This is a genomic window from Solirubrobacter ginsenosidimutans (genome assembly GCF_027587205.1).
This window is the reverse complement of record NZ_JAPDOD010000001.1, coordinates 110,711-131,169: the sequence shown is the minus strand read 5'-3', so window position 1 is coordinate 131,169 and position 20,459 is coordinate 110,711. Positions and strand designations below refer to the sequence as shown.

Annotated in this window: 18 protein-coding genes; 12 read left to right on the top strand and 6 right to left on the bottom strand. The window is 69.8% G+C overall.

The window, feature by feature from the left end:
• The first annotated feature begins 130 nt into the window (after window positions 1-130).
• Both OM076_RS00635 and OM076_RS00630 read left to right on the top strand, forming a co-directional pair.
• Window positions 131-796, top strand: a complete 666-nt coding sequence (locus tag OM076_RS00635; RefSeq protein ID WP_270037347.1) for a peptidylprolyl isomerase — start codon at window positions 131-133, stop codon at window positions 794-796.
• Between the two features lie 263 nt (window positions 797-1,059).
• Window positions 1,060-1,830: a TIM barrel protein gene (locus OM076_RS00630; protein ID WP_270037346.1), complete on the top strand. Its 771-nt coding sequence runs from the start codon at window positions 1,060-1,062 to the stop codon at window positions 1,828-1,830.
• A 195-nt stretch (window positions 1,831-2,025) separates the two neighbouring features.
• On the opposite strand, the gene OM076_RS00625 is transcribed toward OM076_RS00630, so the two are convergent.
• Window positions 2,026-2,181, bottom strand: coding sequence for a hypothetical protein (locus tag OM076_RS00625; protein WP_270037345.1), 156 nt, complete (start codon window positions 2,179-2,181; stop codon window positions 2,026-2,028).
• Between the two features lie 319 nt (window positions 2,182-2,500).
• Complete coding sequence (locus OM076_RS00620) at window positions 2,501-5,332, bottom strand: helix-turn-helix transcriptional regulator (protein WP_270037787.1); 2,832 nt, start codon at window positions 5,330-5,332, stop codon at window positions 2,501-2,503.
• Window positions 5,333-5,478: 146 nt separating this feature from the next.
• Between OM076_RS00620 and OM076_RS00615 the strand changes: the two genes are divergently transcribed.
• On the top strand, window positions 5,479-6,330 hold the full coding sequence (locus OM076_RS00615) for an alpha/beta fold hydrolase (RefSeq protein WP_270037344.1): 852 nt from the start codon (window positions 5,479-5,481) through the stop codon (window positions 6,328-6,330).
• 66 nt (window positions 6,331-6,396) lie between these two features.
• Here OM076_RS00615 and OM076_RS00610 read toward each other — a convergent pair whose 3' ends face one another.
• Complete coding sequence (locus tag OM076_RS00610) at window positions 6,397-6,948, bottom strand: PadR family transcriptional regulator (protein WP_270037343.1); 552 nt, start codon at window positions 6,946-6,948, stop codon at window positions 6,397-6,399.
• A 71-nt stretch (window positions 6,949-7,019) separates the two neighbouring features.
• Here OM076_RS00610 and OM076_RS00605 point away from each other — a divergent pair, with 71 nt between their 5' ends.
• Window positions 7,020-8,639, top strand: coding sequence for an AMP-binding protein (locus tag OM076_RS00605; RefSeq protein WP_270037342.1), 1,620 nt, complete (start codon window positions 7,020-7,022; stop codon window positions 8,637-8,639).
• Window positions 8,640-9,018: 379 nt separating this feature from the next.
• Window positions 9,019-9,207: a hypothetical protein gene (locus OM076_RS00600; protein ID WP_270037341.1), complete on the top strand. Its 189-nt coding sequence runs from the start codon at window positions 9,019-9,021 to the stop codon at window positions 9,205-9,207.
• 443 nt (window positions 9,208-9,650) lie between these two features.
• Here the strand turns inward: OM076_RS00600 and OM076_RS00595 are convergent, their stop codons facing one another.
• Window positions 9,651-10,034 carry a hypothetical protein gene (locus OM076_RS00595; RefSeq protein ID WP_270037340.1) on the bottom strand — a complete coding sequence of 128 codons (384 nt, stop codon included), beginning with the start codon at window positions 10,032-10,034 and terminating at the stop codon, window positions 9,651-9,653.
• Between the two features lie 494 nt (window positions 10,035-10,528).
• Here OM076_RS00595 and OM076_RS00590 point away from each other — a divergent pair, with 494 nt between their 5' ends.
• The 7 genes from OM076_RS00590 to OM076_RS00565 all read left to right on the top strand — a co-directional run bounded on the left by OM076_RS00590 (window position 10,529) and on the right by OM076_RS00565 (window position 18,700).
• Window positions 10,529-11,020, top strand: a complete 492-nt coding sequence (locus OM076_RS00590) for a hypothetical protein (RefSeq protein WP_270037339.1) — start codon at window positions 10,529-10,531, stop codon at window positions 11,018-11,020.
• Window positions 11,021-11,383: 363 nt separating this feature from the next.
• A complete protein-coding gene (locus OM076_RS00585; RefSeq protein ID WP_270037338.1) occupies window positions 11,384-11,545 on the top strand; it encodes a hypothetical protein in 162 nt (53 codons plus the stop codon).
• A gap of 61 nt (window positions 11,546-11,606) precedes the next feature.
• Window positions 11,607-11,888, top strand: coding sequence for a DUF1707 SHOCT-like domain-containing protein (locus tag OM076_RS46675; RefSeq protein WP_372517985.1), 282 nt, complete (start codon window positions 11,607-11,609; stop codon window positions 11,886-11,888).
• Window positions 11,785-12,084 (top strand): hypothetical protein, encoded by a 300-nt coding sequence (locus OM076_RS00580; protein ID WP_270037337.1) that lies wholly within the window; start codon window positions 11,785-11,787, stop codon window positions 12,082-12,084. Before OM076_RS46675 ends, OM076_RS00580 begins: the two co-directional genes overlap by 104 nt.
• A 158-nt stretch (window positions 12,085-12,242) precedes the next feature.
• Window positions 12,243-12,371, top strand: a complete 129-nt coding sequence (locus tag OM076_RS00575; protein ID WP_270037336.1) for a hypothetical protein — start codon at window positions 12,243-12,245, stop codon at window positions 12,369-12,371.
• Between the two features lie 242 nt (window positions 12,372-12,613).
• Window positions 12,614-16,774 carry a proprotein convertase P-domain-containing protein gene (locus OM076_RS00570; RefSeq protein ID WP_270037335.1) on the top strand — a complete coding sequence of 1,387 codons (4,161 nt, stop codon included), beginning with the start codon at window positions 12,614-12,616 and terminating at the stop codon, window positions 16,772-16,774.
• A 117-nt stretch (window positions 16,775-16,891) separates the two neighbouring features.
• On the top strand, window positions 16,892-18,700 hold the full coding sequence (locus OM076_RS00565) for a sialidase family protein (protein ID WP_270037334.1): 1,809 nt from the start codon (window positions 16,892-16,894) through the stop codon (window positions 18,698-18,700).
• Between the two features lie 152 nt (window positions 18,701-18,852).
• Here the strand turns inward: OM076_RS00565 and OM076_RS00560 are convergent, their stop codons facing one another.
• Both OM076_RS00560 and OM076_RS00555 read right to left on the bottom strand, forming a co-directional pair.
• A complete protein-coding gene (locus OM076_RS00560; RefSeq protein ID WP_270037333.1) occupies window positions 18,853-19,107 on the bottom strand; it encodes a hypothetical protein in 255 nt (84 codons plus the stop codon).
• A 157-nt stretch (window positions 19,108-19,264) separates the two neighbouring features.
• Window positions 19,265-20,233 carry a D-2-hydroxyacid dehydrogenase family protein gene (locus OM076_RS00555; RefSeq protein WP_272597470.1) on the bottom strand — a complete coding sequence of 323 codons (969 nt, stop codon included), beginning with the start codon at window positions 20,231-20,233 and terminating at the stop codon, window positions 19,265-19,267.
• Between the last annotated feature and the right edge of the window lie 226 nt (window positions 20,234-20,459).

Sequence of the window (20,459 nt, the reverse complement as noted above, 5' to 3'; positions counted from 1 at the left end):
GCAGCCGGATCGCTCGCGACCGAGCTACGGGCAGCGGGTCGCTCGCGACAAGCGTGGAGGTCGCGGGCCTGGGGCCGTCCGGCACTGACCCGGGCGGCACCCGGCAACTGCGCCTATTCTTGGCCCGACCATGCGCCGGATTCTCATCCTCGCGGTCGCGGTCGCGGTCGCGGTCACGGTCGTTGGTTGCGGCTCCGCATTGGACCGCGTGGCCACCGTCGTCTCGACACCCGACGCCAACGGCTGCACCGCGGTCGACCCGGCCGAGCCCAATAAGGTGCACGCGGCCAAGCCCAAGCGCAGGCTCGATCCGCACAGGGTCTACATCGCCACCGTAGTCACGAACTGCGGCAGCTTCCAGATCCGCCTCGCGGTCAAGCGCGCGCCCAAGACGACCGCCTCGTTCGCGTCGCTCGCCGAGCAGAGGTTCTACGACGGCCTGACCTTCCACCGGATCGTGGCCGACTTCGTAATCCAGGGCGGCGATCCCAAGGGTGACGGCACCGGCGGCCCCGGCTACCGCGTCGTCGAGGCGCCGCCGAAGCAGCTCAAATACGCCAAGGGCATTGTCGCGATGGCCAAGACAGCCAGCGAGCGCGTCGGCACCAGCGGCTCGCAGTTCTTCGTCGTCAGCGGCAAGGAGGCCGCCCCGCTCTCGCCCGACTACGCCCTGCTCGGCGCCGTCAGCAGCGGCCGCGACGTCGTCGCGAAGATCAACTCGATCAAGGCCGACCCGACAACGGGCTCGCCCAGCACGCCCGTGGTCATCGAGTCGATCCGCGTCCGCGCACGCTGACCGCTGGCGCGAATGGCCGAGAAGTCGCAATCTCGCTGAGCGAACTCAAGCAGCAACGCGGCATCCTCGACGAGATCTGAAGGCATGAGCCACGTTCTAGCGTCTGGTCCCACTCGCCGCCTCGGCGCCGCCGCCAGGCCACACGCGTAAGCACACGGAAAGTCTTTTTCGTCGACGGTAGCGACTCTCTGCCGAACGCCAGCTGCACGATCCCGTCCCGGACCGCGACGCGCGCGCCCGCGTCGAGCGAGGATCCTTTCGCCATGACGAGATTCGCACGGTCGGCTTGCATCGAGTGGTTGTTCGCCGAAGACGGAGCGCCCGTCCCGGAGCGGGTCCGCCGCGCTGCGGACGCGGGGCTCGACGGAGTGGAGTTCTGGCACTGGCGCGACAAGGACCTTGAGGCGGTCGGCGAGGCGGCGCATGCGGGCGGGGTGGCGATCGTGATGATGCTCGTCGAGCCGCAGGTTCCGATCGTGGATGCCAGGCGGCTGGCGGAGTTCGCGGAGGCTGCGGAGGACTCCGCGCGCGCGGCCGCAACGCTCGGCTGCGCGACGCTGGTGGTCGCCTCGGGCGAGAGGCTGCCGGATGTGCCCGCGGCGGAGCAGGAGGCGGCGATCGTCGCGGCGCTGCGCACGGGCGGGGAGATCGCGGGGCGCCACGGGCTCACTCTGCTCTTCGAGCCGCTCAATGACACCGACCATCCACGCTTCTTCGTGACCGGCACCGGCCACGGCCTGCGTCTGGTCGAGGAGGCCTGCTCGCCGCACGTGAAGCTCCTCTACGACGTCTACCACTCGGCGGTGATGGGCGAGGATCCCGGTATTCCGATCGCAGGGAAGGGCGACCTGATCGGCCACGTCCACGTGGCCGACCACGCCGGGCGTCACGAGCCCGGCACGGGCGTCATCGACTGGCCCACAGTTCTGCGCCGGCTCGACGAGGCCGGCTACTCAGGTCACATCGGTCTGGAGTACCGGCCGACTGCAGACACCCTCGCCTCGCTGGCGTACCTCGAGCGCGCGATGGCATAACGGACACGGCCTGATCGGTGAGCGGAGCTCGCCGGAGCCGGCGCTCACACGGCGGCGGCGATCCACGCAGCCTTGGCGACCAAGCGAGGATGCCCTAAACCCAGCAGAGTCTCGCTATTCGACGAACTCGAGATGTTCCTTCTGGGTCGAGTGAGCGCGAGGCGATCGCTTACTCGGTCGCCCGAGCTGTGGGACCTAGCGCTCGATTTCGAGATCGGTCTCGTCGTAACGGAGCGCGTAGATCAGGACGAAGACCCACACGAGCGCACATCCCGTGAGTCCCGCAGCGACCCCGAGCCACCCGAGTTGCAGGTAGGCGCTCACAAGCGCGGCGACGATCGCAATCTTCATCACGACGTCGAGGGTATTCGGCGACCGTGGCGATAGCAACCTGTGTCGCACCCAGGCTCCGACGTCACCGTTAGGCGAACGCAAAGTCGCTCTTCTCGGCGAACTGGCGACAATCCGCCGGATCGTCGCGCCCTTGACGCGAAAGGGACTGCGGACAGGTTCAGGCGGGTGCGTGGTGGCGCCTGGGCAGTACCTCTGGTGCGACGGTCGAGGAAGGGAACAGTGAGCAGAGCCCGATGACCGTCCGCGTGCGCTCCGCTTGACTGCGGCGTCCTCGGGGAGCATGTGGTCGCGAGTTCTGTAGCGGTCTGATGCCGGGTCAGGCGTGCGCTTGGGGCGGGGCGAGCCGGTGGGCGATGGCGGCGGCCTCGACGCGGTTGGGTGCGTCGAGCTTGCGCAGGATGTGCGAGACGTGCACGCTGGCGGTCTTCACGCTGATGACCAACTCGGCGGCGATTTCGCGGTTGGTGAGGCCGCGGGCGACGAGTGCGAGGACTTGCGCCTCGCGCTGTGTCAGGCCGAGGTCCGTGAGCGCGTTGGCGGCCTGGGGAGCGGGGGCGGGCAGTGGCGCGGGATCGAGTCGCGCCCGCGCGGCGAGCAGCTCGAGCTCGCGCAGCAGCGGGCCCGCGCCGAGCCGCGCGGCGATGGCGTGCGCCGCGCGTAGCGGCGCGCCCGCCTCGGTGCGGGACGCACCGGCCGCGACGAGCGCCTCGGCCTGGCGCAGGCGGCAATAGGCCGCGAGCGGTGGGCGCTCGAGTCGCTCCCACGCGTCGGCGGCGTCGGCCCACCGGTCGGGTCGCACCGCGCCCTCGGCGCGGTCGTGCTCGGCCTCGGCGAGGGCGAGCCAGCCAGCGGCGTTCGGGGTGATGGCTGCAGCTTCGGTGGCGGCGCGGCGGGCGTCGGCCAGGAGCGCGCTGGCCGTGGTGCGCTCGCCGCGGACGGCGTCGGCGTCGCGACGGGCACGGGCGAGCGAGGTGAGCTCGGCCTGCGCGCGCAGTCCCTTGGCGCACAGCCAGACGCGGATCTGCGCTCCCCAGGCGGGCCGGGCCCGTGCCAGGCCATCGTGAACGGCCTCGGCGGCGTCCGTCCACCGGTGCTGCCAGAGAGCGAGCTCGGCGACGTACGCGTCCAGGTAGGCCAGGCCGGGCTCGTGGCGCACGGTGGCGCGGGCCGCGTCAAGGTGCACACGGGCGGCGTCAAAGCGACCGCGGCCGAGCTCGAGGTCGGCGCGGAGGATGAGCGGCATGTGCGGGTAGTTGGCGGTCACCGCGCGCAGCGCGGCGGCGCTCGCACGGTCCGCCGCGTCCCACTCGCCGATGGCCAGCAGCGCTTCGATCCAGTTCGCGGCCAGAACCGTGTGGTCGGCCTCGTACCGACTCAGCGCGGCGAGGCCATCCTCGGCAAGCTGCGCCGCCGCTCGTGGCCGCCCGAGCATCGTCAGCGCGTCGGTGAGGGTGACGTAGGCGCGGTGCAGCGCGTCGGGATCGCCGGCGGCGAGCTGGACGGCCCGCGTCAGGTGCGCGAGGCCGTCGTCACCCCGGCCCAGATATGCGAGGTCGCTGCCGAGCGTCATCAGTGCGCGCAGCTCGGTGTCGCGCGCACCCACCGCGCGCGCGAGCTCCAGGGCCTGCTCGCACACCGCGAGCGATTCGTCGTAGCGCCACAACAGGGTCAGACCGCGCGCGAGCGCCTCGAGCGCTCGCGCACGCTCTCGGGACTGCGGGTGCGCGGGCACGAGCGCGACCGCGCGCTCGAAGGCGGCGAGAAAGGTGTCGCCCCCGCCGCGCTGGAACTCGAAGGTCCCCAGGCGCTCGTGCAGAATCGCCGCGCGCCGCCGGTCGCCCGCGCCGACGAGCGCGATCGCTTGCTGTGTGAGCTCGACCGCGCGCGGCGCGTCGCCTGTTTGGCTGGCGAGCAGCGCGGTCTCCTCGAGCAGCTCGTCGAGGCGTAGGCCGGTCAGTTCGAAGGCGTCGGGCACGACGTCCCAGAGCGCGAGCGCGCGCTCGAGGTGCCCGCGGGCTTCCGAGAGCCCGAAGACGGCCTGCGCCTCGCGTGCGGCGGCTACCGATGCCGTCAGCGCATCGCGGCTGCGTCCGGCGAGCGCCCAATGCGGGGCGAGCTCGGCCGGTCCGGCATCGTCACCGCGCGCCAGCTCGTCGGCGAGGCGCGCGTGCAGCCACTCCTGCTCGCCGGGCAGGACCGTGCCGTAGACCGCCTCGGCGAGCAACGCATGACGGAAGCGGTAGCGCCCGCCGCGCCGGTCGGCCACGAGGACGCCATGCTCGACCGCCGCCCGCAGCGACTCGCGCACGTCGCGTTCGGGGAGCGCCGTGACGGCGACCAGCAGCGGGTACGACACGTCGCGTCCAGCGGCGGCGGCCACGCGCAAGAGGCTCTGTGTGCGCCGGTCCAGTCCGGACACGCGCGTCAAGAGCGCGTCGCGCAGGCCGCGCGGGAGCTCGGCGTCGTCTCGCTCGCCGACCGCGCTGAGCAGCTCCTCGGCAAAGAACGGGTTGCCCTGCGAACGGGTCAGGATCGCGGTCGTGACCGCCGCCGACAGGGCGCCGGCGCGCGCGTCGAGCAGCGCCGCGAGCTCCGCGCGCTCGAGCGGCCCGAGCTCGAGGATCTGCCCCGCGCCGGAGCGCCGGACGCCGTCGGCCAGCCGCTGCAATCGGGCCGCCGATGCCGGCTCGTCGGCGCGCAGCGTCGCCAGCAGGAGGACGCGCCGGGAGTCGAGGTTGTGCGCGAGGTAGACGACGATGTCAAGCGTTGAGGCGTCGGCCCAGTGCAGGTCTTCGAGAATGAGCAGTACGGGGATGACCCCGGCGCGCTCACTCAGCAGCGCGAGCGTCGCCTCGAACACGCCTCGCTGCGAGCCTCCAGGGCCGATCCCTCCGAGCCCTCGCAGCGCCTCGGCGAGCGGCTGAAAGGCAAGCTCGGTGCCGACGAGGTCCAGCGAGCGCCCGAGCAGCACCTCGAAGCCGGCCCCGCGCGCGCGGGTCACGAGCTCGGAGGCCAACCGCGTCTTGCCGATCCCTGCTTCGCCGGTGAGGAGCACGGTCGCGCCCCCTCCAGCCCGCGTTGCGCTCAGCGCCCGCTCAAGCACCTCGAGCTCTCGGACGCGCCCGACAAACGCTGCGCTCGCGCGCATCTGCATGCCGCGAGTATCGCCCTAGGCCACGGGCGACCGCAAGATACGGCGGCCCGCCGAGCCAAGATAAGGCCTGATGCCCGATGCGCCTCCGCCGGCTGCCAGGGACGATCGGATCGCACTCGACGAACACGAAAGGGACGCGAATGGCAACGGCGACGCAGCGCACCAAAGTACACACCGTCACGGGCGGCGACGGCCTGCGGCTGCACGTTCGCGAGTGGGGCGACCCGGGCGGCCCGCCGATTCTCTTCATCCACGGGTGGTCACAGAACCACCTCTGCTGGGCCGCGCAGTACGAGAGCGCCCTGGCCGATGAGTTCCGGCTCATCGCGTTCGACCTGCGCGGCCACGGCATGTCCGAGGCACCGCTCGAGCCCGAGCACTACACCGACGGCCGTCTCTGGGCCGACGACCTGGCGGCAATAATCGAGCACCTCGCCCTCGACCGCTCCGTGCTCGTCGGCTGGTCCTATGGCGCCTTCGTGATCTGCGACTACGTGCGCGCGCACGGCGAAGATCGCATCGGCGCGATCAACTTCGTCGAGGGCGTCGTCAAGCTCGGATCCGCGGCCTTCGGCACACTCATCGGCCCGGGGTTTCTCGACCACTTCGCAGGCGCGACCGCCGACGATCTGCCGACGAACATCGCCACCATGCGGTCGTTCGTGCGGGCGTGCCTGGCCACGCCGCTGCCGACGGCCGACATGGAGACCGCGGTGTGCTGGAACATGGCCGTCCCCGCGCGGGTGCGGGCGAACCTCGCCGCGCGCGAGATCGACGACGACGACGTGCTGCGCACGCTCACCGTGCCCGTGCTCGTGACGCACGGCCGGGCCGACACCGTCGCGCTGCCCGCGATGGCCGAGCACATACTCGCCACCTGCCCGGTCGCCAAAGCGTCCTGGTACGACGGCGTCGGTCACGCGCCACACCTCGAGGACCCCGAGCGCTTCAACCGCGAGATCGCCGCGCTCACCACACGCCTCCGCGTGTGATCGCGAGCGAGCCGGCGTTCCACCCCGTCAGCCGCTCCCCGACGGCAGGCCGTGCCAGGCCCCGCCTTAGGCGGCGTCGGCCCGCGACTCGCGCTCGACGACGTCTTCCCAGAATTCTGCGGCAGCGCGGGCGAGGCGGACGCCGAGCTCGGCGGCGCGCACGCGCTGGGCTAGCTCCGGCCGGCCGCTGAATCGCGCGACGATCGCTTCGTAGCCGGCGAGCTGTGCGCGTTGGGCGACAGCTTGCTCGTGCGCGAGCGCGAGCACGGCCTCGGGCGTGGCGAGTTCGGCGAAAAAGAGCTTGAGCAGCCCGAGGTCCCGGTACTCGGTGGGGGTGGTGACGGGCTCGGAGAGCCACTCGGCGAATGGCCGCCGGCCCGCCTCGGTGATCGCGTAGTGGCGCCGGCGGCGGCCGCTTTCCTCGCGCGTCTCCTCGAGCAGACCGGCTTGGGCGAGACGCTTGGGCTCCTCGTAGAGCTGTGTGTGGGGAAATGGCCAGAAGTTGCCCACGCTGAGCTGCACCATCCGCTTGAGGTCATAGGGAGTGGACGGCCCACGCATCTCGATGAGCCCGAGGACGAGGTAGGAGACGGGTCCGAGTCGCACACCGGTTGACATGGTGCGGATAGTAGCGTACGGTCCTAACCGTTCGAACCGTACGGTGCAAGCTGCATCTTAGGAGGTCGACGATGTCGACGCTCGACGAGCACACGGTGGTCCGCAGTCCCTGGCCCGATCCCGAGATCCCGGGCTCCGACCTGACGACGTTCGTGCTCCGCCACGCCCGCCGCCTCGCCGGCGAGCCTGCGGTCATCGAAGGCGCGAGCGGGCGGGTGCTCACCTACGGCGAACTCGCCGCCGGCGTCGAGCGGATCGCCGCCGGACTCGCCGCCCGCGGGTTCGGCCGCGGCGACGTGCTCGCGCTGCATCTGCCGAACATCCCGGAGTTCGCCTTGGTCCTCCACGGGGGCCTGCGGGCCGGCGGCGCGGTGTCGCCGGTCAGCCCGCTCTTGACGAGCGGCGAGCTCGCCGCACAGTTGCGGCGCACGCGCGCCCGCAGTGTGGTGACCGTGGGCCCGCTGGCCGAGGTGGCGAGTGAGGCCGCCGCGCGGGCCGGCGTCGACGACGTGATCGTACTCGGCGAGCCGTCGTTCGATGAGCTGATGGCCGCAGCCGGCGCACCGCCCGTGTCGCGGCCCGACCAGCGCGATGTCGCGGTCATGCTCTCGTCGAGCGGTACGACCGGGCTGCCGAAGGCGGTTGAGCTGACGCACGCCGCGCTCGTGGCCAACCTCGTCCAGATGGCCGTGCCGTTCCCGATCGAAGAGGGCGAGCGCGTGCTCGGCATCGCGCCGTTCTTCCACAGCATGGGCCTGTCCTGCGTGCTCAACCATGCACTGGCGAACGGCGGCACGGTCGTCGCCCTGGCGCGCTTTGACCTCGAGGTCATGCTGCGGGCGATGGAGACCCACGGGGTGCAGCAGGCACTCGTGGCGCCGCCGTTGCTAGCCGCGCTCGCCCACCACCCGAGCGTCTCGTCCTTCGACCTGTCGGCGCTGCGCACGGTCGGCAGCGGCGGGGCACCCGCCGGCGCTGCGCTGGAGCAGGCCGTCGCCAAGCGCCTCGACTGCATCGTCGGACAGGGCTACGGCATCACCGAGGCATCCCCGCTGGTCGCGGTCTGTCCGCTCGCCGACCCGTCGCTCATGCGGGCGGGATCGGTAGGCCTGCTCGTGGGCGGCACCGAGGCCCGAGTCGTCGACCCGAGCAGCGGCACGACGCTACCGGCGAGCCGGGACGGCGAGCTGTGGGTGCGCGGCCCACAACTGATGACGGGTTACCGCGACGATCCGGAGGCCACGGCCGCGACCATCGACGAAGACGGCTGGCTGCACACAGGGGACCTGGGTCACATCGATGAGGACGGCACCATCTTTCTCGTGGACCGGCTCAAGGAGCTGATCAAGGTCCGCGGCTTCCAGGTCTCGCCCGCCGAGCTCGAAGCCGTGCTCGTCACCCACCCGGCCGTCACCGATGCCGCAGTCATCGGCGTGCCGCACGAGCGCGACGGCGAACGCCCAAAGGCGTTCGTGGTCTTGCGCGGCCCGCTCGACAACGAGGAGCTGAGCACCTACGTCGCCGCACGCGTGGCGCCGTACAAGCGGCTGGTCGCGATCGATGAGGTCGTCGAGCTGCCGAGGTCGCCCGCAGGCAAGCTGCTGCGTCGGGTGCTGGTCGAGCGCGAACGCCAGGCGCAGCGCGAACCCGCGCCGGCCTGCAACGAGGTCGGCGCATCGGGCGCTCGGTGATCGTGTCTGCGCACGGCCGCGTTGCCACTTGGCGTTGGCCCGGAGCAGCCCGGGCGCCATGGCCGCGCTCGTGATCGCCCGCCGCGGTCGCTCTCGTTCGTCTCGCGCTGTAGACGAAACTCGCTCGGGCTGACGATGTGCCATCAAGCGCCGCCAGGTTTGTGTCCACCGACCGCCTCCTGGAGGCAGCCAACGGGGCGCGTGCCTGTTCATGCGGGCGCCTATCCGCGCGCTCCATCCGGGGATAAGGTCGAGCGGCTGGCGATCCGCTTCGAGAAAGGAGCCGCCGTGGCCGTGAAGCTTCACCGCTGCTCGACCTTGTGGGCCAAGACCAACGGAAATCCCTGCTGGCGCGTGAGGCGCGCTCGAGGAGGCTGGTGTGCCGTGTGAGATCGTCAAGGAGACACCGCTCCTGCGTGGCCGCCGCACAGCCGTTATCGCCGGCACCGGGCAGAGCAAGCTTCCGGCGATCGAGCTCGAGGACGGCGGCTGGTATCGCAAGGAGTCCTCGGAGATGGCTGAGGACATTCGCGCGGGCGTGTTCTCGGAGGCGACCCCAGCTGGGTAGCGATCTCGACGCGGCTGGGTACCGCTTGCGTCCTCGACCGTCGTCAGCGCCCGGTTGAGGGGTATGCCGCCTGCCACGTAGGGCCGAATGCAGCGGCGACGCCGCCGCCGGCAAAGTGGTGCTTATCGACGGTCTGGGCACATTGCGCGCTCGCAGTCTCGCGCCCCTGGTCCCTGCAGAGTCTGGGCAGCGGAACGCCGAGCCGGACGAAGGGTCACGGCTGGCGTTCGCCGTTCGTCGCAGGAGGTCGGACCCGGACGCACGAGTGACGCCTGAAGTCGGGCTACGTTGTGTCGACGACGGCGAGAACACGCCACAACGGCTCGATGAGTGCCGTACGTGCCTCACCATCGCGCCCGCGTCTTGACGCGGCCCGGAGTTTGACCCGCTCGATCATGGCGCGGAGCCGGCGCCTCGCCGTGGCAAGCCGCCGGCCCAGCCTGTCAGGCGTGCGCTGTCATCGCTGCGGGCTCGGCCAGCTCGGCAACCTGCTCCTGCCACATCGCCATCAGCCGCTGCAGGCGCTCGCCGGTCATTCCGGCCACGACGCCCACGTTCGAGACCACGAGTCCGGCGCGGGCGACCATGCGCTGAAACTCATCGTCGCCGCGCAGACCGGCCAACCCGTCGTGGTCACCGCGGATCAGGAAGAAGCCGCCGAGATCGCCACCGTGCTCTTCCAACAGCATCGGCTCCATGCCCTCGATCCGACCGTCCCGCTCCAATCGGGCGAAGTACTCGACGGCCTCGCCGAAGACCTGAAGCGCCTTCGTCTCGCGCCCCGGAATCGGCACTCCCCACCCGAACAACAACACGGAATCCGCCATCACGGACCTCCTTGGGGATCGCTCGCGCGGCTGCTCAACGCGCCGCGCTACGTGGAGCCAACCCTACCTGTGACGTCCGCTGCGCGCCACTGGGATCGAACGTGCCCTGCCGGTGGAAACGCAGCACTCTTGGAGGCCGATTCGGCACTGCCGCATCTCGTTGACTCGACGGCGAGGCGGCAGCGCGCGCAGCCCCAAGGGGCGCCCGGACGTCGGCGGCTGGCTCGGGTTGAGTTCAGGGCGAATGGAGCCCACGGCGAGGGTGTCCCATAGGTGTTAGAACGCGCTGTACGACGCCTCTCCGCAACAGTGCCGCAGCTCCGCAATCTCGGGAGTATTCAGCATGGCGGGCTCGCTGAGATGGACGTGCCGACCGCAGCGGAGCTCCGCGTGCCAGAGGCGCTTGAGCCGAGTCCTGCCGGCGTGCGAAGACATTGCAAACTTCACCCCAATCGGGCGATGGCAGCCACGTACGCTCGATCTAGCGTTGCGACATGGATGCCACCGCTGCCTCCGGCGCGAGCTCTCGAGCGGCCGCCGAATCCGAGTTCGGGGCCGGACGAATGTTTCTCATCGACTCGCGGATCGCCTTCGGGGTGCTCAACCATGCCCGCTACTTCGCCCTGAATCGCATGTTCGGCACATCGCGCGAGCAGGCGAACGTGCTGACCGCAGTGCTCGCCGTGACCGCCGCCGGAGCGGCGTACGAGTCCGGTCAGCGGATGCTCCGCGCGCCCCTGCGTGTGTCCGGCGCCGACATGGCGATGGGTGGATTCGCTTTGCGGGAAGCGGCGCTCGGCGTGGTGGGGCCTGGCTATCGCAACGTTCCGGGTCTTGGCGTGCTGGTGGCGTTCGCGATAGTCGGGAACATCGGCGTCCCTCGGTTGCGGCGGGCGGCGCGAGATCTGCGCGCGGCCGAGCAGCGTTTGCGCGCGCGGCGCACCAGCCTCTTCGCCGCCGCCGGTCGCGCGTCCCGCGACGAGTAGCCCTCACATCCAGCTCCGTCCCCGTTCAGGCTTCGCCGAGAGCTCGCAACGCTCGCCGCGCCAGCATCGCGCATCGCCCAACCTCGAACTCGCGCGGTGGTCGACGGAGATGGCATCACAGAAGACCTCGCGAGGTCGCGCGATGAGATCGTGTAGCCGCAGCGTTCGAGAGTGATTCGGCGCGCGCTCGGAGTCGACGTCAGCGGCATGCTTGAGGCCTCCGGTCGCTGCGGCGGTTTGTCCTCATCGTCGATCGGTTGGCGGTGGTACGGCTACGCGAAATCGCGTGTCGAGTGATCGGAGGAGATCATCGCGGTGATGCGCTGTTGCGGGGACGGCGTTCATGGTGGACGTGCCCGGGGTTTGATCGTCGTGCTCTGGCGGGCCGGGTTGCGGATCCAGGAGGCGCTCGATCTCAACGAACTCGATCTCGATCGCCGTCGCGGCTCGGTGCTTGTCCGGCGCGGTAGCCGATCTACGGCTCAGCGATGCTCGCTCGTCCACGCGCTCAAGACTTTCGTGTAGCTGCCTTGCGAGCGGCCGTTCGTTTCCGCGCTTCAATAGTCGCGGAGTGCCGCGTTCTGAGATGCGCATAGGAGACGCTGACCGCGACGCGACAGCCAGAGAGCTGCGAGAGCACTGGTCGCTCGGGCGCCTTGACGCTGACGAGCTCGAGGACAGACTTGAAACGGCCTATCGGGCGAAGACACGGGGTGATCTGGACGCGTTGATCGCCGATCTTCCCGAAATCAGAGAACAGCGCAGTGCCGAAGCGCCGGCGCATTTTTCTTCCTGGCGTCGCGGCATTCCACGAGGAGCGGAGATTGCATGCGAGTCTCCGCGTCGCTTACGAGTCCGCGTGGCGTGAAATGGTCCCGCGGCTGGAGTTGCGAGGCTACTTCGTGGAGGAGGAGCGCAGGCCGCTGCGCTTGTTCTTCGTCAGTAACGCCGGTAACTCGCTGACTGTCACGTTCCGCGAGGCAAGAGACGGCGGCACGATCGTGACCGCCTTCGGCCACGCTCCGAGGGCGGTGCGCAAGGCATTTGCGACGCTGCGTGACTGACCGGCGACCCTCGACGGCGCGGGCATTCATCGCGCGGCAACGTCCATCTGTTGTGACAACCCCACCACAGGCGGTAGCGATCTTTCGGGCTTTACGCCATAGCGAAGCGGCTCGCCGGGGCATAGCTTGCGTTTCACAACCAGCGAGGAGCCAATCCGATGCGAACCAGCCAAGCACACACCTTCTCCATCCCGACGGTCCGCGAGATCCTGCCCATGGTGATCGACGGCCGCACGACGGTCTCGCAGCCCATGCTTGTGCTCGCCTCGCTTCTGGTCCGCCCGTAAGCCCCACCCGGGCGCGGTCTCGCCGTAGCCACCCTTCGGGTCACCGGTACGGCTTGACTCTTTCGAAACAGACGCTCCTAGGTGGTGAGGAGGAGCGTCACGAGTTCGGTGCGGGAGCGATGTCCGCACCGAGTCGCGCACGCCAGTAGCCCACGCTGCTCGAAAGATAGGGAATCGCCTATTGCGCTGGGGTCGCGGAGCGAAGAAGATACCGCCGCGAGCTCTGCGACGAGGAGGTCAGGATGGGCCGGCTCACGACGGTGCGACGGATCGGCACGCTGGTGGCCGCCACGCTGGCCGTCGCGCCTCCGGCCCAGGCCGACGACCAGTGGGCGTTCACGGAGTTCCCGACCAGCTCCGAAAGTGGGGCCGCCGCCGTTGCGGTCCAGCCGGACGGTAAGTTCGTCCTCGCAGGCGCCGCGCGCACGTACGACGACGACTTGGGCATCTACCTCAGTCGGGTCGCGCTCGCGCGCTACAACCCGGACCTCTCGCTCGATCGCTCGTTCAGCGACGACGGCCAGCAGACGACAGAGGTCGACGCCGACCAATCCGCCGGCGTGGCCGACATGACGCTCCAGGCGGACGGCAAGATCGTCGTCGCCGGTGTCACGGGCCGCTCCCCTGCCACGGACTTCCTGCTCGCGCGCTATCGGGCGGATGGCTCGCTCGACACCACATTCGGAACGGGCGGCATCTCGACGATCGACCTCGGCGCCAGCGAATGGCTCGGCGCCGTGGCATTGCAGCGGGACGGCAAGATCGTCGTCGCGGGGGTGCACGAGCTGCCGGACTGGCATTGGGAGAGCGTGATCGCGCGCTATCGCAGCGACGGCTCGCTCGACACCTCGTTCGGCGGCGACGGCATGGTGACGTTCGCCGACGACATCAGCCAGTCCCTGGCGATCCAGGCCGACGGAAGGCTCGTCCTCGCCGGTCGCGACCGCCTGGTCCGGTTCAGGCCCGACGGTTCGCTCGACGGGTCATTCGGGACGGGAGGCGTGGTTCAGGACAGTTGGCAGTACATCGAGGCGCTGGCGCTCCAGGCCGACGGCCGGATCGTCACGGCGGGGAGCAACGGCCAGATCGCACTTTCGCGCTATCTCGCCAACGGCTCGCTCGACTGGTCGTTCGGGAACGGTGGCCGGCAGACCGTCGACATGGGCCCCTACGGGGGTGGGGCGAACGACGTGGCGATCCGCGGCGATGGCACGATCCTGGCCGTCGGTCAACAGGACTGGAGTGACTGGCTCTCAGGGATGTACGGGACCAATCTCCTGCTCGCGCCCGTCGACCCCGACGGATCGCCTGCAGCGTCGTTCGAGTGGTCGACCGTGCCGTCGAGTCAGCTGCAGGCCGCCACGGCCGTCGCGCCCGGACCCGAGAGCGACTTCGTCATCGCCGGCTGGGGAGACGCGTCCATCGGCAACCCACGATTCCTGGTCGGCCGTCTGGATGGCCGCCCGCCGATGATCACCGACGGCCCGACCGGCCACACCAGCGACACGGCGCCGGCGTTCACGTTCACACCCGCCGTGCCGGGCTCGGCGCTCGCGTGCAGGCTCGACGGCCCGGGTGCGACTACGGGCAGCTTCGACGCCTGCACGTCACCGAAGACCTACAGCGCGCTCGCCGACGGCGACTACACGTTCACGGTTCGCGCGACGGACCCGGCCGGGAACGTCACTCGGTCGACGCGCTTGTTCACGGTCGAGGCGATCCCCAACACGACGATCACATCCGGTCCGAGCGGGCCGACGAACGAGACCGTGGAGTCGTTCTGGTTCACGGCGTCGACGGCGGGCGCGACGTTCCAGTGCAAGCTCGATCGGCCGTCCGGCCTTGGCAGCTACGCGGCGTGCAGCGAGCCCGTGCGGTACAGCTCGCTCCCTGACGGCGCGTACACATTCTCGGTTCGGGCGATCGGTCCGCACGGCGCCGACCCGACGCCGGCCATGCGCTCGTTCACAGTCGACACGGTCGCGCCCCAGACGACGATCACCGGTGGTCCGTCCGGGAACGTGAGCGGGACCTCGCAGACGTTCACGTTCACGTCGTCGGAGGAGGGCTCGAGTTTCCACTGCCGGCTCACCGGCCCGGCCGGCGAGACGCCCGCCTGGTGCACGTCTCCATGGGTGGGGCCGACGCCGACGAACGGCAGCTACACGCTCACGGTCACCGCCTGGGACGCCGCCGGCAACCGGGACGCGACCCCGGCGACTCGCACGTTCACGGTGAGCGGCCAAACGCCGCCTGACACGACAATCACGGGCGGCCCGGACGGGCCGACGAACCAGAGGGGGCCGTCGTTCGCGTTCACGGCGACCGTGCCCGGCTCGACGTTCGAGTGTCAGCTGCAGGAGCCCACGACCCTGCAGGTCTACCGGCCGTGCAGCTCGCCGCAAGCCTACGTCCTGCACTCCGACGGCACGTACACGTTCTATGTCCGCGCGAGCCACTCCGGGAGCACCGACGCGACGCCGGCCACCCGCACGTTCACGGTGGACACGGTCGCGCCCGAGACGACGATCAACAGCGGCCCGTCCGGGACGGTGAGCGGCGCGTCGCAATCGTTCGCGTTCGGCTCGTCCGAAGCCGGCTCCACGTTCGAATGCAAGCTCGACACCCCGAGCGACGTCGGTGCCTACGCGACATGCCTCTCGCCACGGACGTACGCGACGACCGTCAACGGCGCGTACACGTTCGCGGTGCGCGCGACCGACGCGGCGGGCAACACCGATGCGACCCCGACGACGCGGTCGTTCACCATCGCCACAGTCCCCGACACGACGATCACGGGCGGCCCGAGCGGGCTGACGAACGGGACGGCGCCGTCGTTCTCGTTCACAACGACGGTGGCCGGCTCGACGTTTGAGTGCAAGCTCGACACGCCATCCGGCGCGGGCAGCTACACGGCGTGCAGTTCGCCGCGGGCGTATGCGACGACCGCCAACGGCGCCTACACGTTCTCGGTCCGAGCGGTCGGTCCGGGTGGCACGGACCCGACGCCGGCGACACGCTCGTTCAGGGTCGACACGGTCGCCCCCACCACGTCGCTCGACTCGGGTCCGGTCGGCTCGACGACCGATGACACACCGACGTTCACGTTCTCGTCGAACGAGCCGGGTTCGTTCGAGTGCCGGCTGGACACCGTCGAGACACCCGGCTTCTTCGAACCGTGTGCGTCTCCGCTGACTCTCGGTCCGCTGGCCGGCGGGGTTGAGTACGCACTCTTCGTGCGGGCGATCGACGCGGCCGGCAATCCCGACCCGGGGTTTGCCCACTCGGGGCTGTTCGTGGTCGATGGCTCCCCGCCGGACACCTGGATCGATAGCGGCCCGACCGGCGTCACCAGCGACACGGGGCCGTCGTTCACCTTCCACGCGACGTTGGGCGGCTCGACGTTCGAGTGCAAGCTGGACCGACCCGGGGGAGCCGGCAGCTACGCAGCGTGCAGCTCACCCCAGGGCTACACGACGACCGCCGACGGTCCGTACACGCTGACGGTCCGCGCGACCAGCAACGGCAGGACCGACCCATCGCCGGCGACGCGGTCGTTCACGGTCACCACGACGCCGAACCCGACGCCGACTTCGACGCCCACGCCCAGCCCGACGCCCACGGCCAGCCCGACGCCGACGCCCAGCCCGACCTCGACGCCCAGTCCGTCGCCGTCGCCGAGCCCGGCTGGCTGCGGGGCGACCAACGGGAGCGACGTGCAGATCGGGGATCTCTCGACCGTGGAGTCGCCGATCACCGTCTCGGGCTGCGCGGGTAACGCGTCAGCGACCGCCACCGTCGAGGTGCACATCGTGCACACCTACATCGGTGACCTCGTCGTCTCGCTGATCGCACCCGACGGCAGCACCTACCTGCTGCACAACCGGGCCGGCGGCAGTGCCGACAACATCGACCAGACCTACACGGTGAACCTGTCGAGCGAGCCCGCCAACGGAACATGGAAACTGCGCGTCCAAGACGCCGCAGCCGCCGACGTCGGCCGCGTCGACTCCTGGACGGTCAACCTCGGGGCCAGCCCGACGCCGACGCCGAGCCCGGCTGGCTGCGGGGCGACCAACGGGAGCCACGTGCAGATCGGGGATCTCACGACCGTGGAGTCGCCGATCACCGTCTCGGGCTGCGCGGGTAACGCGTCAGCGACCGCCACCGTCGAGGTGCACATCGTGCACACCTACATCGGTGACCTCGTCGTCTCGCTGATCGCACCCGACGGCAGCACCTACCTGCTGCACAACCGGGCCGGCGGCAGTGCCGACAACATCGACCAGACCTACACGGTGAACCTGTCGAGCGAGCCCGCCAACGGAACATGGAAACTGCGCGTCCAAGACGCCGCAGCCGCCGACGTCGGCCGCGTCGACTCCTGGACCATTCGCATGTAGCCACGCACCCACAACACGCGCGTCCCGCGCACCCGGCGGTGGCCAGCGGACCAGGCGCTGCGACCGAGTAGCTCGCGCTCATCCACGATCTCGCGACAATCCGGGCGACGAGGAACGGTGTCGCGTTCAGGTGACAGCGAAGTCCGTGAGACGGAACGGGGCGCGGCTGGTCGGAGGCTGATGCGCTGCCCTATGCAAGCGACGGCACAGGAGGGGCCTGGCTGCGCGAATTCTCCTCGTGTCGAGCAGGAGCCCAGAGCGTCTGTCGCGAGCTGCGGTTTCAACCTGGAGAGGAAGCCGCCGCGCGTTCTGCGCTTGCGGCGTCTCGTATCCGGGCGTACGGTAGCGGCACCGCGGACCCCTGTTGGGGAAACGCAGGGGCCGCTCGAAAAGGAGGGCTCCATGCTCAGATCCTCCGCCCGTAGGACGGTTCTCGCGGCCTTGCTGGTGGCCGCTGCGACGTCTCCCGCCACCGCCGTGGCGGCCGTCGATCCTCTGACGGTGGTGAGCGGGCCAAGTCCGTTCGCCGCGGGGTGCGAGGGCGCGCCCCAGACCGGCACGGTGTTCCGCAATGCCGAGGTCGAGCCGTGGGTCGACGTCAACCTGATGGACGCCAACAACCTCGTCGGCAATTGGCAGCAGGACCGCTGGTCCAACGGCGGGGCGAGCGGCAATTTGAGCGGTTTCTCGCTCAACGGTGGCACGACGTGGACGATCCCGCCGATCAGCCCCGCGTCCGATACCGGGCAGGCGAAGTTCAGCCGCTGTACGGGCGGCAATGCCGCCAACGGCGGTGACTTCGAGCGCTCGACCGATCCGTGGGTGTCGTTCTCTCCGAACGGCGTGGCGCACCAGGTCGCGCTGTCGATCAACGACTCCAACTTCGCCAACGCCGTCTTGACGTCGCGCTCGTTTGACAAGGGCGCGAACTGGGAGGACCCGGTGGTGGTCAAGTTCGACGACCGGGCGAACTTCTTCAACGACAAGGAGACGATCACCGCGGACCCGACGAACTCGCGGTTCGTCTACGTCGCGTGGCAGCGCATCGTGGCGCCCAGCGACAATGCCAGCGCACGCGCGGGAGTGCGGGCGGCCGCGTTCCGCTCGCTCGCGTGGTTTGCCCGCTCGGACGACAACGGGGCCTCGTACGACGTGGTCAAGCCGATCCTCGACCCGGGCAACAAGGCGCAGACGATCGGCAACCAGATCGTGGTGCTGCCGAACGGGGATCTGGTGATGCTGTTCAACCTGATCCGCAACGTCGGGTCCAACCAAAACCGCGGCTTCACCGCGGCCGTGATGCGCTCGACCGACAAGGGCGACACGTGGTCGCGCCCGATCGAGATCGACCGGATGATCACCGACGGCGTGACCGACCCCGCCGACGGCCACGCTGTGCGCACCGGCGATCTGATCCCGCAGATCGCGGTCGATAACAGCAGCGGCGCGCTGTATGTGGTGTGGCAGGACGATCGCTTCACGGGTGAGGAGCAGATCGCGTTCTCGCGGTCCACGGACGCAGGACGGACCTGGTCGGCCACGCGTCGCATCAGCACGGTCGGAGGGGTCAACCAGGCCTTCACCGCGACCCCCAGGGTGGCGTCGAACGGCACAGTCGCCGTTCAGTACTACGATTTCCGCTTCGACAATCCGGCCACCACCCCGCCGCTTACCACCGACACGTGGCTCCTGCGGTCCACGAACGGGGGTGCGAGCTGGACGGAAGAGAGGATCGGGACCACGTCGTTCGACATGACGACCGCACCCGACGCACTCGGCTACTTCGTCGGCGACTATGCGGGCCTCGACTTCGCCGGCGGCGGGCTGAGGCCAGGGTTCAAGCCGTTCCAGGTCCGCGCCAACAGCGGCAACCTGGCCAACCGCACCGACGTGTTCGCCACCACCGCGTCAACCAGCGGACCATAGGACGCGCGACATCCCGGCGCCCGCCCCGGGCGCCGGGATGTCCACGCTCCCAACCGTCCGCTCACCGAGGGCGCTCACCGGGACGGACCGGCGGTGCCGAGGTCGGCGGAGCGGGGCGAACACGAGCGCGGTGCCCCACCCCGCCAGGTTTCTCACGCGTGCGCTGGCTCGAGCAACTCGGCCATGGCGCGACTGACCAGGACCTCGCCACCGATCACTTCGGAGCGTTCGATCCCGAAGCTCGCGAGCTCTTGGCGGACGAACTCGAGCGCCAGCTCGTCGGAGGCCTCCCCTGCCGCCTGATCGCGGAACAGGCTGATCGTCACTCCCTGACCTCCGCAGTCGAGTGCGTGGTAGGCGTAGAAGCCGTCCATCGCCTCGACCTGGTCGGCGAACACGTCGTCCACGATGTGCAGGAGCTCGCTGAGTTCCCCGCGTCATCAACTCACCGTCGCCGCAGTCCATGAACTCGTACGCGACGAACCCCAACGAGGCACTCCTCGCCATCTCAATCGCAACCGTCGAGCCGCGGCGCAGGGGCGGCCCGAGCCGCCCCCTAGGGCTTCATACGCGCGGAGGGGTGACGACGTTGATCGGCGCCCCAGCCGCGAAGGCGTTGATCTGGTCGAACACGTCGGCGAACTGGAGGTCCCACTCCTCGTGCGTGACGTAGCCAATGTGGGGTGTGCAGAGGGCGTTCTCCATCGTCAACAGCGGGTCGGACGGGTCACGCAGCGGCTCCTCGTCGTAGACGTCAACGGCGGCCATACCCGGGCGGCCCGCGCGCAGCGCGGCGACCAGCGCGCCGGGCTCGATCAGGCCCGCCCGGCTCGTGTTGACCAGCAGCGCGGTCGGCTTCATCAATTCCAGATCGGAACGCGTGACGATGCCGCGCGTGGCGGCGACGAGCCGCATGTGCAGCGACAGCACGTCACAGTCCGCGAAGAAGTCTTGCTTGGTCGGGGTCGTATCGAGGCCGTCTGCAAGCGCCCGTTCGCGTGACTGCGGACGCGCCCAGACCAGGGTCCGCATCCCGAACGCCGCGCCGTAACCGGCCACAACCTTCGCGATCCGGCCGTAGCCGTAGAGCCCGAGCGTCTTGCCGACCAGCGAACGGCCAACCCCGGCCTGCCACTCGCCCGCGCGGCATGAGGCCACCTGCCGCGGGAGATCGCGCACCGCGGCGAGCACGAGCGCCCAGGTCAGCTCCGCGGTTGAGTACGACGGTGTGCCGGCATGCAGGTCCGAGCAGACGGTGACCCCGAGCCGCGTGCACGCGTCGACGTCGATGTGCGGAAAGACGCTGCGCTGGCTGATCAATCGCAGCTCCGGAAGGCGCTCGAGCAGCGGCGCGCGGATCTCCGTGCGCTCGCGAATCAGCACGAGTGCATCGAAGCCCTGCAGGCGCTCGGCCAGCGCCTCGGTGTCCTGCACGTGGTCGGTGAAGACCGTGACCTCGTGACCATCGAGCCGCTCGAAGCACGGCAGACCACGCAGCGTGTCGAACCAGTCATCGAGGATCGCAACCTTCATCGCCACGAATACTTGCATCGATCCTCGTTGCGCTTGCAGGCGCCGCGCACGGACATCGCCCAGTCGTCCTCGGGCGATGCTCTGAACGGACTCAGAGCGGCTCTGCTGCCGGCGCGTCACGGCTGCCACGCCAAGTCCGACGCTCCGGTGTCTCCCAACTATCCACAGGAGCATCACTCTCGGTTGGGCGGCGAATCGCTCGACCGGCGGAGCGGTGTGGCGCGCA